The 16,511-nt window shown below is 40.1% G+C and carries 6 protein-coding genes; 3 read left to right on the plus strand and 3 right to left on the minus strand.

Going from position 1 to position 16,511, the window contains the following annotated elements:
• The first annotated feature begins 84 nt into the window (after positions 1 to 84).
• Complete coding sequence (locus tag FFO06_RS14415) at positions 85 to 774, plus strand: sterol desaturase family protein (RefSeq protein ID WP_236097151.1); 690 nt, start codon at positions 85 to 87, stop codon at positions 772 to 774.
• Between the two features lie 345 nt (positions 775 to 1,119).
• Entirely contained in the window at positions 1,120 to 3,801 is a 2,682-nt protein-coding gene (locus tag FFO06_RS14420) for a DEAD/DEAH box helicase (RefSeq protein WP_137908652.1), read from the plus strand.
• A gap of 274 nt (positions 3,802 to 4,075) precedes the next feature.
• Here the strand turns inward: FFO06_RS14420 and FFO06_RS14425 are convergent, their stop codons facing one another.
• The 3 genes from FFO06_RS14425 to FFO06_RS14435 form a co-directional block, all read right to left on the minus strand.
• Entirely contained in the window at positions 4,076 to 5,074 is a 999-nt protein-coding gene (locus FFO06_RS14425) for a tRNA-dihydrouridine synthase family protein (protein WP_137908653.1), read from the minus strand.
• Positions 5,075 to 5,297: 223 nt separating this feature from the next.
• Positions 5,298 to 7,163 carry a tetratricopeptide repeat protein gene (locus tag FFO06_RS14430; RefSeq protein ID WP_137908654.1) on the minus strand — a complete coding sequence of 622 codons (1,866 nt, stop codon included), beginning with the start codon at positions 7,161 to 7,163 and terminating at the stop codon, positions 5,298 to 5,300.
• A 145-nt stretch (positions 7,164 to 7,308) separates the two neighbouring features.
• A complete protein-coding gene (locus tag FFO06_RS14435; protein WP_137908655.1) occupies positions 7,309 to 8,247 on the minus strand; it encodes a serine hydrolase in 939 nt (312 codons plus the stop codon).
• A 1,078-nt stretch (positions 8,248 to 9,325) separates the two neighbouring features.
• On the opposite strand from FFO06_RS14435, the gene FFO06_RS14440 reads away from it, so the two are divergent.
• Positions 9,326 to 16,511, plus strand: a 7,186-nt coding sequence (locus FFO06_RS14440) for a pre-peptidase C-terminal domain-containing protein (RefSeq protein WP_137908656.1), incomplete at its 3' end; no start/stop codon positions are given.

Here is a 16,511-nt window from a genome sequence, read left to right on the forward strand (position 1 = left end):
CCTACCCCTATGCTCCCTAACTTGACACAATTTGCCATCTCAATTTTGTTCATGTTTTTTGTACTTTCCACACGATACCTAGTTGTGTCCTCATTTCTCTATTGGTTACTTTGGGTGCGTCGTCCAAAGTCTTGGGAGGGTCGTCGTCTTCATGACTTGGACGGACGTAAAAGTAAAATCAACAGCGAAATCAAATGGTCACTTTTATCTTGTCTGATTTTTGCTGTACCTGGTGCTTTAATGATGACTCTGATTGTCTCAGGATATACGAAAGTTTATTTTAATCCGCTGGAATATAGTTTATTATATTTACCTTTGAGTTTGTTTATTTATTTATTTCTTCACGATACTTATTTTTACTGGACCCACCGCTGGTTACACATTCCCCGTATATATCGTCGTTATCATCAAATACATCACGAATCTATTAATCCTACACCCTGGACATCTTTTTCTTTTGATCCCTTTGAGAGTGTTATTCAAGCAATTATTATTCCTATTCTGGTTTTTATCATTCCCATTCACATTAGTATGGTACTTTTATTATTAACCTTAATGACCATATTTGCTGTTGTCAATCATACTGGTTATGAAGTTTATCCCCGTTCTTGGATGAGTGGTTTTTGGGGTAAAAATTGGATTACACCAACCCACCATACACTCCATCATCATAAGTTTAATTGTAATTATGGTCTTTACTTTCGCTTTTGGGATAAATTGATGAATACTGATGTGATGATAGTTACTAAAAAACAGCAGTTCCCGATCTTATGAAGTACAGATATTAATAATAAAACTCTTGTGGTGCGGGCATCTTGCCCGCACAAAGTGTACCTCACTCAAAGCTACTTGCTGTATAATCAAACATTTCTAGCAAAGCACAGGCGCTTACACCTGACTGAGCTAACTACAAATCCGCGCCCGGTGTGCTTTTGTGTGAGATAAAAAATGTGGTTTATTTACGAGAAAATTACCGTATAATCGCTAGTAGCGTGACATGGCCATATACTTTTAAAACAACCTTTAAGCAATGCTTCCACAACTCAGCTTTTCTTACCAACGTAGCCAACCACTAATCACGTTATGATAGTAGATAGTCTGCTTGTAAATTATGATTGAGTGAATTATTCTCCCCCTGTTAATGACATTGACCTTGGGTCAATTTTCCCCTTTGAATTAGATCAATTCCAGAAGGAAGCGATTTCTTCCCTAAATGCTGACCGTTCAGTAGTGGTCTGTGCGCCCACAGGCTCAGGAAAGACCTTAATTGGGGAATATGCTATCTATCGTGCCTTATCTCGCGGGAAACGGGTATTTTACACCACTCCCCTCAAGGCGTTATCTAATCAAAAACTGCGGGACTTCCGCGAAAAGTTTGGCTTTGATCAAGTTGGACTCCTGACGGGAGACGCTTCCATTCATCGAGATGCGCCAATTTTGGTTATGACTACGGAGATTTTCCGTAATATGCTCTATGGCACGCCCATAGGTCAAATTGGCATCTCCTTGACAGATGTTGAGGCTGTAGTCCTAGATGAGTGCCACTACATGAACGATCGCCAACGGGGTACAGTATGGGAAGAATCCATTATTTACTGTCCCCGCTCTATCCAACTTGTAGCGCTTTCTGCTACCGTTGCCAACAGTGATCAACTCACCAGTTGGTTAAATCACGTTCATGGTCCGACAGACCTAATTTACTCCGATTTTCGCCCTGTTCCCCTAGAATTTAACTTTTGTAATCCCAAGGGCTTATTTCCGTTATTAAATGAAACTAATAGCAAAATTAACCCCCGCTTGGTAAAACGGGCTAAAAAGGGATATTGGGAAAAAGGCAAAGCTGGAAGACCAGAGCCACCGAGTATTATTTATACCCTCAGCCAACTACAAGAACGGGATATGCTACCGGCAATTTACTTTATTTTCAGTCGTCGAGGCTGTGATAAAGCGGTGGAGGAAGTCGGTGATTTATGGTTAGTGAATAATGATGAGTCTCAAATTCTACGTAAACAAATTGATGAATTTTTACGTAAAAACCCTGACGCAGCCAGGACTGGACAAGTTGCCCCATTATACCGAGGAATTGCCGCTCATCATGCGGGTATTTTACCAGCTTGGAAGGGATTAGTTGAAGAACTCTTTCAACAGGGATTAATTAAAGTAGTGTTCGCTACGGAAACCTTGGCAGCGGGAATTAATATGCCTGCACGAACTACAGTAATTTCTACCCTATCTAAACGCACTGATAACGGACATCGCTTACTCAATGCTTCAGAATTTTTGCAAATGGCAGGCCGCGCTGGTCGTCGAGGCATGGATCTACAAGGTTATGTAGTGACATTGCAAACGCCCTTTGAAGGAGCTAAGGAAGCATCTTATTTAGCCACAGCTAAAGCTGATCCCCTTGTAAGTCAGTTTACACCCAGCTACGGCATGGTATTGAATCTCTTGCAAACTCATACCATAGAAAAAGCCAGAGAACTGATAGAACGCAGTTTTGGACAATATATGTCTAATTTGCATCTACAACCAGATTTTGAAGAATTAGCGCAATTTAAAGCCGAATTAGGGCAAATTCAACGACAACTGGCAGCTATTGATGAAAATGAATTAATGGTGTATGAAAAATTGCGTCAAAGATTGAAAGTAGAACGGCAAATTTTCAAAACCTTGCAAGAACAAGCACAGGAGGACAGAAAAGCCCAATTGGCAATGATGCTAGATTTTGCCATATCTGGGACTATGTTGAGTCTTCAAGACAGAAGTTCCATGTCACCTTTACCGATAACAGTAGTGTTAATTGATAAAGCTGTGAGTGCTGGTGAAATCTCTTACTTTGTGTGCTTGGGACAAAATAATCGTTGGTATGTAGCAACTTCGGCAGATATATTAGATATGTATGCAGAAATGCCACGAGTAGAAGTACCAGATGATATTATCCCACCCTCAGAATTGAGCTTAAAAAGAGGACACTCTATACGTGGTGATGAAAGCACAATTGCTCTTGCTCAAAGCATCCCTAACCCTGAAGAATTTAATCATCTACCAACAGAAGTAAGAGAACAACTTATACGCTTAACCGCTATTCAAGAACAGTTAGAAAATCACCCCATCTATAAATCAGGAAATATTGCCAAAATATTTAAAAATAGAGCGCGTTGTGTCGAATTAGAAGCAGAAATCGAACATTTAGAAGAACAAGTATCATTACAATCCCAAAGATACTGGGAGGAATTTCTTTGTTTAATTGAAATTTTGCAGTCATTTGAATGTTTAGATAATTTAATACCGACAAAATTAGGAGAGATTGCGGCAGCCATTCGTGGCGAAAATGAGTTATGGTTAGGTTTAGTCTTGGCCAGTGGGGAATTAGACAATATTGGTCCCCATAACCTAGCAGCAGTAGTAGCGGCTTTAGTGACTGAAAGCCCCCGTCCAGATACTAAAGTTGACTTTAGTTTATCCACGGAAGCGGATACAGCCTGGTTAGCATTACAACCTATTCGCCGTTCTGTGTTAAAAGTACAGTATCGTCATGGTGTGGCTTTACCAGTAGGCTTGGAAACTCGCTTTATTAGCTTGATTTCTCTAGTGGAACAGTGGGCGCTAGGGGTAGAGTGGAAGGTATTATGTGAGAAAACCACTTTAGACGAAGGGGACGTAGTGCGAATTTTGCGCCGAACCCTGGATTTATTATCCCAGATTCCTCATGTGCCTAATTTACCAGATGTATTGCGGCGTAATGCTCAAAGAGCTATGCAGTTAATTGATAGATTCCCTGTGAATGAAGCAATGGAGTAAATCAGACCATACTTAAATTAAACCATAATTAAACCATTGTGGGACAGGCATCTTGCCTGTCCGGGCTGTTCAAGAATACAGAATATAGAGTAAGAGTAGATTTAATCTTAATTAAATAAGCATAATCTCTAAATAGTTGCCTTTAATCAAGAAAATTCAAGATCTCCAACTTTGCGACTTTGCGACTTTGCGACTTTGCGACTTTGCGGCTTGGCGCGAAACATAATTTATACCACAATTAGAAAATCCCTCCTCATCTAAATAGTGATTAAAATTACCCGCTTAATGATGGTACTAAAGCCAAAGTTTTCGTTTCAGCCAGGAGAAAGCGATCGCAGATAGTAAATAATTCTACCTCCGTTTGTGCTTGTCGCATCATGCGGAGGAAATAACCATCAGTATCAACACTTAAAGCAATGTAGTTAAGAAACATTTTCAGGTAGCCAACCCGCGCTCGTTCTGGCATAGTTGACGCTGTGGGGGTTTGCCACAAGCGGTCAATATAATTACGTACTTTTACTAAAGATACAGGTATAATAGGGTATCCTGCTAAAGCCTGACGAATTTGATCAAACAGCCAAGGATTCCCGATAGCCCAACGTCCCACCATGACACCCGCTGCACCAGTTTGAGAAAGCACCTCCATAGCAGTTGTGGCTGAGTTAATGTTACCATTAGCCAGCACTGGACAATCAACCCGTTTGACGGCTTCAGCAATTAAATCATATTTTACTACCCCGTGGTACATATCTTTGACTGTGCGACCATGTAAACTTAATAAATCAATGTTTTGACGGGCAATTATATCGAGTATTTTATAAAAGTTATCCGTATTTTCAAAGCCTAGGCGCATTTTAACGGTTAAGGGGCGGTCATTCACAACACACCGCAGTTCTGCTAAAATCCGCTCTATTTTTTCTGGTTCTCGTAGTAATCCACCTCCTACATTTTTACGATAGATCCTCGGTGCTGGACAGCCCATATTCAAGTCTATTCCCGCAGTATTATATTTACAGAGTTCCTTTGCTGTTCTTGCTAAATCGGGAACACTTTCCCCTATCATTTGTGCAAAAACTGGGCGACCTGTATCATTTTCCGTGATTGCTGCCAAAATTTTAGGGTTGAGCCGTGAGGTTTCATTTACGCGAAAATACTCAGTAAAAAAGTAATCAGGACTACCATAATGGGCGATAACTTTCATAAACCAGAGATTTGTCACGTCTTGCATTGGCGCAAGAGCAGTGAGTGGTATTCCTTTTTGAAGTAGGGACATAGAAATAAGTAGCTTTTAATCAGGCATAACTGGAGTAAGGAATTGTTTATGAGTAAATTATTTCCACTTTTCTAGGTATACAGGGTGACTCTTTGATTTTTTATCATAGGACTTACGCAAGATTCATGGAATAACGAACCACTCCAGGCACAGAGGTCACGGAGAAATGAGGATTTGAGAGATATTTTGCGTAAGTCCTGTATCATTTAGATACAAGTTTCAATTACATCTCTTCTTGATATTTTACCAGCAATGGGGGAATATAATCATAGCCGTCAATACCAATAATGGCGATCATTTTTTGGCGATTTTGTTGTAGTAGTAATTGGAATTTGTCTACCCCAATTTGTCCTTTAATAATATTTAGTAAACTAGCTGGTTTTTGCCATTCTTGAGATGCAATTTGCTCTAAAAGATACATTCCTAAACTACCATTGTAAACTGCTTTTTCATAATTAGCAAGATGATAATTAGCTTCGGCTAAATATGCTAAATTTCTGCCTTGTAAATACAAATCACCAGCAATTTGAGCAGTTTTGAAGGCATTTTCTAAATATTTAATTGCTGTTGGGTATTGTGCGGTAATTAAATAAGCAATACCTAAACTACTAAAACATAAAGCTTGACTTTGTAAATCACCTAATTTTTCTGCTAATTTTAACCCCTGTTCTAAATAGTTAATTGCAGTTTCATAAACTTCTGGCTCACTAATTTCTGTTTCTTTGGCTTGCATAACTTCGCTATAACCTAAGTTGACTAAAGCGTTAGCTTCCCCGGTTTTGTCTCCTGTTTGTCTGCTATAAATTAATGCCCGTTGACTATAATTAATGGCTGCGCTATAATTTTGTTGTTGCACATAAGTGCGACTGAGGTGATTAAGATTAGCAATTTCGCAGGTTTTATCACCCGCATTTCTAGCTATTTCTAAAGCTTGTTGATGAAAATTGAGAGAACGATCATATCTGCCTAAACCGCGCTGGGAATAACCCAATAAGGTCAAAATCCGGGCTTTTTCTTGAGTACCTGCTGTTGAACGCAAGGGGGCATCTAAATAATCTAAAGCATCACGTAAATAACTACCAGAAAATGAGGCAAAAATCCCTCCATATAAAGGAAAATAAGGGCATTGGGCGAAATTTCGCAAAATTTGTAGCATGATTTGAGAAGCAGCATTACTATATTTTACTGCTTGATTTTCAAAACCATTTGCTAATTGACTCCAAATTACTGCAAAGGTTAAAAATGTGGAAATAGATAATTTTGGTCCGGCTTTAATATCATAGGCTTGTTGATAGCGAAGCGCTCCGTAGGAATCAAACCAAGTAATTAAACCCCTTTGTAAAAACTGTAAAACTATTGTTAATTCTACCCAATTACTTAAACTAATTCCCTGCTGTTTTTGGGCAAATTCTAGCGCTGATTGTTCTACTGCTAAAGTCTGAAAAAATACTTGGGGAATTTCGCTATTGACTACTTTAGCCCAACTTGCCCAAGGACTATTTTCTCCGGGTAAACCCCCAAATCCTAAAGTATTCTGTTGTTCATACATCCAATTCAGTAAATTTGCTTGTATTCTCTGCCAAGAGGCTATACCATGGGTAATACCTTCAGCAATTTGCCCAAAATCTTCATTAGCAGTTGCAAACTGTTGTAAAGACTTGGCTAACTGTTGCAGTTGGGATAAATTTAATGGATACTTTTGATTAGGATCAATGGCTCGTAATAAAGCTGTTAATCTCTCATCTGCGGTGGCTGTGGTAATTTCCCGCATAGATAAGGATATCGCTTCAGTGGCTTTATTTTGTTCTTGCCACCGTTGCCATTGAGTTTGAATCGTTTTAGCGGCGCGTAAACTCCGGGTAGCCTTGGCTTTTTTCAGTTCATCCGTTTCCGAGTCTACTTGAGATTGTATAATATTGAGGCGATCGCTCAAAACTAACTCAAATACTTCCCCAGTTCCAGAAGTAATACCCTTGAGTAACATTTGATAAACCTGCTCTACAGAGCTAATCTTACCCTTGAGAGTGGTTTGGATAATGTCATCAATTAAAGTCAGATATTGATCACGTAATGGTAGAGAATTTGACACTTTAGCTAATTGTAGCTGTAGCAGCTTTAAGTATTGGGAATTAGAAGCAACTAAAAATCATTCAGGAATCATTATAGCATTTCCTAATCCACCAATGGAAAAATTTATCTGTGTTTATCTGTGTTTATCTGCGGTTAATTCCTGGTTATAGTTTGCTAACTGCTTCCGCAATTTTCCCAGAAACAAAAGGCAAGATTTCCCGACTTTTTCCTTGTTCCTTCCCTTCCGTAAATACCACTAACAGATAAGGACGTTGATTTGGTAATTCAATATAAGCCGCATCATGACGCACCGTGCTTGTCCAACCTGGTTTTGACCAGATTTGACTATTTTCCGGTAATCCACCGCCTAAAAAGCCTGTAACTTGGTCTTCTTCCACATTTTGGGGTAATTCATCAGCATTAAGACCGCGTTTAAGTAACTTCATCATCCCTTGCGATCGCCCACTAGACACTGCCACCCCACCCACGATACTATGTAATAATCTCGCAGTGGCATCTGTTGTTAGCATATTGCGGTTTTCAAACATTTCCCCATAAAACGCCCTTTCCCGTCCATAGGGACCATCACCCCAGGTTTTTTGACAGACATTAATTGCGTTTATTTCCTCCCACCCCAAGGACTGATAATAGCGGTTAACAATCTGACGCTGATATTTCCAGGTTTCAAAAGGACCAGGGGTTAACACAGGACCGGAAGTAGTACCACTGAGAATATCAACAATTAAGCTAGTAGCATCATTACTAGAATCTACTATCATATCCGTCAAAGCCCGGTTTAGTTCGTCCGTTGTTTGACTCATGCCTTTTTCTAGCCATTCTTGCACCGCTACCAGGTAGAATAATTTTACCACACTAGCAGGATAAATACGTTCTCCTCCACGATAGCTAAATCCCCGGACTGGGTGTTCCCAGAAAGCATTGGGAGTCAGCGCACCACCTGTATTAACTGGTGCAGGAGGATCATATACAACCCAAGTCAGCGCAATTTGGTTAGGTGCTAAAGTCGAAAATTTTGCCCAAGTTGCTTCTAATATTTGATTACCGAGATTTTCTAGTTGTTTGTCTTGATTAAAAAAAACCATTTGTGAATAATTTCCTGATATTTTACTAGTGTAATCTTATCATTAGTTATTAGTCATTGATCATTGGTAATTAGTTATTGAGAAATATCTCTTTTTTTTATCTTTTTTTTATCTTACTTTTATTTTCCCTAAATAAGTCCTAAATAAGTTTTAAAGTTAAGTTTTAAAGTTTAGTAAAATCCTATTTAGTAGGTTGGCGTTAAAAATTGTCGTTATGACAAGGGAACTGTTAACTGGGAACTCTTAACTGGGAACAGGGGACGGGGAAGAGGTTTTGGGCAACTTTACTTTTCGTTGCTTATGTCGGTTTTTTTCCGTTCACTTATTTAACTAGCTTTTTTATTGTATAAGAAACCTGGAATTTCAGCAGTCATAATTTATTTTATCATGCCTAATTGATTTTTAAAACCTATATTTTGAATCCCTGGTAGTTTATTCATCCTACTTATTGAATTGCGGAATGTTGGCTAAAATCATCTTTTGGTTTTCTCCTTAATATCGGACATCATGACACCTACAAAATGGGACACAATGTAAATAAATATTACAATATCTACTTTAGTTATTTACTAATTTCCCCGTAACTTGGTATATAAAATAGTTAAGGTTTAATTAAAAAAAAGATAAGAGGAGTTTAAATTATGTCCTCGACTAATATCAATAACCAGGAGAGTGAAAACTCAGTTAATCAGGAGAGTGAAAACTGTCACCAAAAACTAGTGTGGACTTGTGATCCAAATAGTTACCCTCGTTGTACTGCTCAATGGGTAATAGAGTGTGATCTAATGTGCCATTTGCCATTTTCAGAGAACAGCAAAGATGAGTAATATCTGCTGGTTTTCCTGTCAATAGGTTGTTTTTTATCCGTCTTTACACTCTATACGATTGTGCCTAATATCTCCCGTTAGCTACTCAAGCCCCAAGGTAAAATAGAATAGTTCAGAACTTTGGCAATAAATTGGCAATAAAATTATGATACAAAAATTAACACTTCTGTATATTTACGAAAATTAAATCAGCAGTTATTATCTAAACTAGAAACGTACATACAGTTACTTACTCAGAACTGATTTAATTTATGAGCAATACTTTGTATAACTTCAGACTGTTAGGCGATCAATTTGAGCCAAATAATACTCAAAGCGCCGCTGCTTCACTAGGGTCTGTAAGTCAATCTTGGAGTAATCTCACCATTGACAACCTGTACAGCGATGAAGATTGGTTCAAGATTACCTTGCTAGACACCGGAACAAGCAGCAACTACGTCAAAATTAACTTTCTTAGCAGTTCAGGAGACATAGACCTAGTACTCTATCAAGCAGATGGAACTTACATTACCAGCTCAGCAGGTACAGGTGATGAAGAGTTAATTTCCTTAGAAGAACTGGCTGCGGGTGACTACTTCGTTCAGGTTTATGGTTTTTATGGCGCGACCAATACCTATAGTTTACAAACGAGTCTACCAACAACAACAATTACAGGCGATGAATTTGAGCCAAATAACACTCAAAGCGCCGCTGCTTCACTAGGGTCTGTAAGTCAATCTTGGAGTAATCTCACCATTGACAGTAGTAGCGATGAAGATTGGTTTAAGATTACCTTGCTAGACACCGGAACAAGCAGCAACTACGTCAAAATTAACTTTCCTGGCAGTTCAGGAGACATAGACCTAAAACTCTATCAAGCAGATGGAACTTACATTACCGGCTCAACAGGTACAGGTGATGAAGAGTTAATTTCCTTAGAAGAACTGGCTGCGGGTGACTACTTCGTTCAGGTTTATGGTTTTTATGGCGCGACCAATACCTATAGTTTACAAACCAGTCTACCAACAACAACAATTACAGGGGATGAATTTGAGCCAAATAACACTCAACTAACCGCTAAAGACTTTGGTTTAATTAGCGGTATTCGTGAGTGGGAAAACCTCTCAATAACTTCTGGTGATCAAGATTGGTTTAAATTCCGGCTAGGGACTACAGGTAGTGAGGGAAATTTCCTCAAGATAGCTTTTACTCATAGCCTTGGTGATGTAGATGTCAAACTCTATAATGCCAGCAACGTTGAGGTAGCTAGTTCAACCGGGGTTGGAGATGAGGAAGAAATTAGTTTACAGGGACTTGCTGCTGGTGACTACTTTGTTCAGGTCTATGGTTACAATAGTGCAACTAATCCCAACTATTCCTTAACTATCAATGCTCCTGGTGGGGATGCTTACGAAGTAAATAATACCAATACTACGGCGACTAATTTAGGACAAATCACCGGGTTAAGGGTAATTGACAATCTTTCTCTTCATACTTCTAGTGATCAAGATTGGTTTCAATTCACTATAGCTAATGCGGGAACGGAAAGTGATTATGTGCGGATTGAGTTTACTCATTCTCTAGGGGATGTAGACTTCAAACTTTATGACCTCAATGGCATTGAAGTCGGTAGTTCCACAGGCATTGATGATGCTGAAGAAATCAGTCTCGATGGTTTGGCTGCTGGTACTTACAGGGTTAAAATCTATGGTTACAATGGTGCCGTTAATCCAGATTATACCTTAACTATCAATGCTCCTCCTGCCACAATTGTTGATACTTTTGAGCCAAATAATACCCGTGCAACCGCCACGAACTTGAATGCATTATTACAGGCTGGAGAACAGATATTAGCATTAGATAATCCCGCTCGTCCTTTATCTATTTATACAACTGGAGATGAGGACTGGTATAAGTTCACCATTGCTGGTGCAGGAGATTATACTCACTATGCCAAAATTGAGTTTGAGCATGATCAGGGTGATATAGATTTTGAACTATATGACGCTACGGGAACTCAACTAGACTACTCTAATTGTGTCACCAACAGCGAGGAAATTAGTCTTGATGGTTTGGTGGCTGGGGACTATTATCTGCGAGTTTTTGGCTATAATAATGCTACAAACCCGGAATACTCTCTTTTTGTTAACGCACCTTGGACTGCGTTAAACCCCTCTGGAGACAGTGCAGAATCTAATAATACCCAAGCAGAAGCAACGGATTTAGGAACTCTAACGAGCGCCTTTAATCGTGGTAATCTCTCAATTCATACTAGTAGTGATGTTGACTGGTTTAAATTTACTTTAGCAACCGCAGGTAATGAAACCAATTCTGTGGGCATTGACTTCACCCATATTCAAGGGGATTTGGATATTGGACTGTATGATAGTAATGGTAATTTCCTCAATAATTCTACGGGGGTAGATAATCAAGAAACGATTTCCCTAGAGGGACTAACTGCTGGCAGTTATTATCTGCAAGTCTATGGTTATAACGGTGCTGTTAATCCTGATTATAGTCTATTTATTAACCCACCTCAAGGGGTAACGGGAGATTGGGCAGAAACGAATAATACCGCTGCAACCGCCAAAGATTTGCGAACTATTAACGGTTGGTGGGATTCTGCTACTGTTAATTCCCAACCCCTATCAATTACCACAGGTGATCAGGATTGGTTCAAGTTTACGATTACCCGTGCTGGTACGGCAGAAAATAATGTGGGAATTATTTTTAGTCATGACTTGGGGGATCTTGACTTGGAGTTATATAACGCAACGGGAACAACCCGGTTGCGTAATTCTAACTCAGTTGACGATTATGAGTTGTTTGACCTCAACGGTTTAGCGGTGGGGACATATTTGCTCAAGGTATTTGGCTACAATGGTGCGACTAACCCAGCATACGATTTAATCATCAATGCACCTGATAGTAATGAACCAGCGGGTGATGCAGCAGAAGCTAATAATACTCAAGCCACCGCTTATGATTTACGGGAAATACAGGGACAATTCATTGCTGAAAATTACTCAATTCATGTAGCCGGAGATCAGGACTGGTTTAAGTTCACTACTGTTGGTCAAGGTAAGGCTGGGGATGCAGTTACGGTTGAATTTGACAATAGTTTGGGTGATTTAAGTTTGTTGGTTATTGGTGCTAATGGTCAACAATATACATCAAACTCTAATGCCAACCGTGAGCAAGTTTCTTTAGAAAACCTGGCCCAGGGAACTTACTATGTCAGGGTATTTGGGGCAACTAGCGCGACTGTTAATCCCAGTTATCGCTTGGTTATTGATGCTCCAGAAACCGCTGTTGCGGATGTTATTGATGCCAGCACACCCAATAATACCCAGGTGACTGCATACAATTTAAGGACTATTGATGGTATAGTTACTCAAGAGGATCTATCCATTCATACTAGTACAGATGTAGATTGGTTTAAGTTCAATTTAACAACTGCTCCTGTACTGGGTCAATCGGTACGGATTAATTTTGAAAATGCTGTAGGTAATCTGGCTTTACAGTTAATCGGTGCTGATGGTCAGACTTATAATGCTAACACGAGTAGTAATTTTGAAGAAATTTCTTTAGCGGGTAAGGGAATAGGAACTTATTACGTTAGGGTGTCGGGAGTTGGTGGAGCAACTAATCCTAATTACAGTTTAGTGATTGATGGTCCTGCTGCTTTACGACCAGATGCTTTAGAGCCTAATGATTCTCCAGCAGTAGCATACAATTTGCGGAATAGGGCAAGGAGAAATGCTGGTAATGACGGCGCTGTTGGTTCTAATGCGGCGAATAATAATGTTTACACAGGTCGTGACAATCCCTATAGCAATGGTTATAATCCCGCTGCTGGAAGTAGTCCTCCTGTTCGGACTGTAACTAACCGGATTGATAACCCACTGGAAAATCTGTCTATTCACACTTCTACTGATACGGACTGGTTTAAGTTTGAACTTAGCGGTAGTGGAGAAGAGGGTCAAGTTGCTATTAGCTTTGATAACAATTTGGGGGATTTACAATTAGAACTGTTTGAGGCTTTTGCAACTAATACCCCTGCTAGTCAATATCAAAGCTATTTGGTGGATAGTTCTAATAATAGTGGTGATAATGAGCAAGTTAGTTTAGCTGGTTTAACGGCGGGTAGTTATTATGTTCGCGTTAGTGGAGTTAATGGCGCGACTAATCCCCTTTATGCGATCGCACTGAATACTGGTACAATTAATCAAGGGGACTTTGCAGAAGCGAATAACACCATTAGCACAGCTTACGATTTACGAACTGTGGATGGTACTCGTACTCTCAATAACCTGTCTATCCATACGGACACAGATCAGGATTGGTTTAAGTTTACAACATTACGGCCAGGACAAGCAGCTAATAAGGTTCGCATTGATTTTAGCCACGACCAGGGTGATATAGACCTGGTTCTGTATAATCAAAGCGGTCAAGAAATTGGTAAGTCTGATAGTACGGAAGACTTTGAAGAGATTAGTCTCAATGGTTTGGCTGCTGGAACTTACACGGTTAAGGTTTATGGTTACGATGGTGCGCTCAACCCCCAATATAATCTTTCTGTAATTGCCCCAGACACTTCTGTTGCTGCTGATGACTTTGAACCCAATAATAGTTTTGCTACGGCAACTAATTTAAACTTGGTAGATGGGGTGACTAATATTGCTGCTACTATCCATAGCAGTGATGTGGATTATTTCAAGTTTACGACAACGGCAACAGGCACAAATTCTAATTCCATTAGTCTGCAATTTGAGAATAGTCTTGGTGATTTACAGCTAAAACTGTATCGAGAACAAAGCGGTAGTCAAGTCTTGGTTAGCAGTTCTGTAGGGACTACTAATAATGAAAGCCTTTCTTTGAATGGATTAGCTGCGGGTACTTACTATGCCCATGTCTATGGTAATGGTACTGCTACTAATTCCTATCAACTGAATATTGATGCCCCAACTCAAGGCAGCCAACCCAATAACCGCAATGATTGGACGGTAATGGCCTATATAACGGCAAGTGATCTAGACCCCTATGCCTTTAAAGATATTAACGAAATGGAGGTGGCTGCTTCTCGTTTACCTAGTACCGTTAATTTTGCGGCTCTTTGGGATCAAAGTTCTCAAGAGACAATTTATGCCACTGGTGGAAGTGCGGCCTGGGGTGATACGGGTCGGGCGATTATTCGACCGGATACTAACACAAATACGGTTGTTACTCCTTTTGAGCGCATTGGTGAACAAAATACGGGTAATCCAAACACTTTAGTCAATTTTGTACAATGGGCAACAACTAATGCTCCTGCTAATAATTACGCTTTGGTGATGTGGGACCATGGTGGTGGGTTCTATGGTTTTAACTATGATGACTCTGATGGTACGACTAGTGATAACCTGACTACTAATGAGTTAGCTACAGCTTTGAATACTCTCAAGTCAGCGGGTATTAATATTAGTGTGCTGGCTTTTGATGCTTGTTTGATGGCGATGGCGGAAGTTGGCTTCGCTTTGAAGGATTACGCTAGGGTGTTTGTTGCTTCTGAGGAAGTTGTGGGTGGAGATGGCTATGATTACACTACTGCCTTTAATACTTTATTGACTAATCCTGGTCAAGTCACTGCTCAATCTCTGGCTTCGGGCTTGGTTACAAGTTTTCAAAATCAATATCAGGGAAGTGGAAATGGATGGGATACGCTTTCGGCTACTGATACAACTCAATTTAATGCTTTCACAACGGCTTTAAGGGGTTTTACAACCAGTGTCAGCACTAGTGCCACGGCTAGTGATTGGACTAAGTTGCAAGCAGCCCGTGATTCTGCTACGGGGTTTAGTTACCAAGAGTTCCGGGACTTGGGGCAGTATATGGGAGCGATCGCTAATAATAGTGGTATTACCCAAGTTATTCGCACTAATGCCCAATTGGTAATTACTGCTTTGAATAATTTAGTGATTGCGGATACAACTGATGAGTTCAATACTCAAGGACTGTCAATTTATCTTCCTGCACCAGGCTCAAGTCTGGACGGTAGTTATCTAAATGGTTATCAGTCTTTCTTTACGGCTACTGGTTGGAAAGATTATCTCCAAAGTTTTACTACTCGGTCTGCTGGACGGAGTGGTTCTACTCCAGATTGGTCTTTAGATTGGTCGGAGTCGAATGATTTAGCGGCTACTGCTTATAATTTACGGACTTTGATTGGTGATGGTCATACTTTTAATCGCTTGAATATTCATCAAGCTGGTGATCAGGACTGGTTCCGTTTTACTATTAACCAAACTGGAGCAACTGGCGATCGCGTTAAGGTCAACTATAGTCCAATCAATGGACAAAGTCTATCTCTGTCACTCCGTTACACTAATGCTAATGGTCAACAACAGCAACTTACCTCTAATACTGGTTCGGGACAAGAAATTGTCTCTTTAACAGGGTTGGCTGCGGGAGAATATTTAATTAAGGTGACGGGGAATGGTACAACGGTTGTCCCTGATTACTCTTTGAGTATAGACGCACCGGGAACAGTTACTAATGGCAATGACTGGGTGGGGGCTAATAATCGCTCTGGTAAGTCGGAAGATTTGGGGGTGATTTTAAGTGATTTACGGGTCCCTGGACTGAGGATTGATGCCACAAACCCAGATTTCTTTAATTTTGCTAGTGCCAGAAGTCTCACTGCAAAACCTGGACAAGTTATTGTTAGCATTGCTGGTAGTTCAACTGTGAGTGCAGAACTTTTCCGGGTGGGAAATTCAACAGCGATCGCTTCTCAAACTGGTACGGGTGAACTAAAAATCCAGTATTCTGCGGAAGATGGGCAAAACTATCAGTTAAAAATCAGTCAACCAAGTGGTCAAGCAGCAGTTGGTTATTCGTTGTTCTTTGACCCATCTCTTGAGGGTACTGCCGGAAATGACACTTTATCCGGTGCTGCTGGGAATGATCTTCTGTATGGATATGCTGGAAATGATCAGATCTTCGGCTTGGCAGGTAATGATACTCTTGATGGTGGTGAAGGTAATGATACCCTTGACGGTGGTGCAGGTACAGATACCTTAATTGGTGGTTTAGGGGATGATATTTACATTGTAGATAGCACCACTGACACCATTACTGAACTTACCAACGCAGGTATAGATACCGTTCAATCTAGTGTTACTTACACTGTTTTGCCTGCTAACGTGGAAAACCTGACTTTAACAGGAACAGCAGCCATTAACGGTACTGGTAACACTGCTAATAACACCATCACTGGTAACGGTGCTAATAACACCCTTGACGGTGGTGCAGGTACAGATACCTTAATTGGTGGTTTAGGCAACGATATCTACATTGTAGATAGCACCACTGACACCATTACTGAACTTACCAACGCAGGTATAGATACCGTTCAATCTAGTGTTACTTACACTGTTTTGCCTGCTAACGTGGAAAACCTGACTTTAACAGGAACAG

It is taken from the genome of Dolichospermum planctonicum (assembly GCF_005402965.1).
Lineage (GTDB): Bacteria > Cyanobacteriota > Cyanobacteriia > Cyanobacteriales > Nostocaceae > Dolichospermum > Dolichospermum planctonicum.